The following is a 604-nucleotide window of genomic DNA, read 5'->3' as shown; positions in this document are numbered from 1 at the left end:
CGCGGTTTTGACGCCTGCACGCATCGACAATGCGCTCGAGACAAAAGACCAGCCGTCGATGATGCCAAGAAGTACCAGGCAAAGGATGGGCAGAACCAGCGCAAACTCTACCGCGGCAACACCCGAATCACTCCGGAACATCCGGACTTGTAGCCGATCCACGAAAACTACTCGACAAGCTGAACGGTTTGCGTGGCCGGAATGTCTCGCATTCCAAGGCTCGTGCAATCCTGAATGATGTTTGCGTTGCCGGACCATTGCACGGTACTTGCGACGACCTGCGTGCAACCACCTTTGCCCGAGAAATTGCCGAGATAATTGACGCCCTGTGTTGGAAAATACAGAGCGCCGGTCAATAGCGAATCCGCCGTGCCATTAAACGTGTTGGATCCCGCCAGGTTGGCTCTGTCGCCATAGAACAGCACACCTGAATAGGTGCCCGACGTCGGTGCGCTGAGCTTGACGGTCGCCGTGCCGTTCATGCTAACGCCGGAGGTATCGGCCAGATAAATGACGACACCCTCGCCGGAAATATTTGCATTCGAGCTCGCTTTGAAATCGCCTCCCTCAATGACGTATATCCCGGGCGAGAGGGTTACATTGC

At 55.6% G+C, this 604-nt stretch carries 1 protein-coding gene and 1 pseudogene; both read right to left on the bottom strand.

Annotation, left to right across the window (positions count from 1 at the left end; translation table 11 throughout):
- The coding region (locus NKH16_RS34910) for a TadE/TadG family type IV pilus assembly protein (protein ID WP_352903987.1) at positions 1–141 on the bottom strand (141 nt) is incomplete at its 3' end.
- A 26-nt stretch (positions 142–167) separates the two neighbouring features.
- Positions 168–604, bottom strand: a pseudogene (locus NKH16_RS34905) (pilus assembly protein TadG-related protein); the annotation flags it as partial.

The organism is Mesorhizobium sp. M1307 (genome assembly GCF_040318155.1).
In the GTDB taxonomy this organism is placed as follows: domain Bacteria; phylum Pseudomonadota; class Alphaproteobacteria; order Rhizobiales; family Rhizobiaceae; genus Mesorhizobium.
This window is presented reverse-complemented; position numbering and strand designations above follow the sequence as displayed.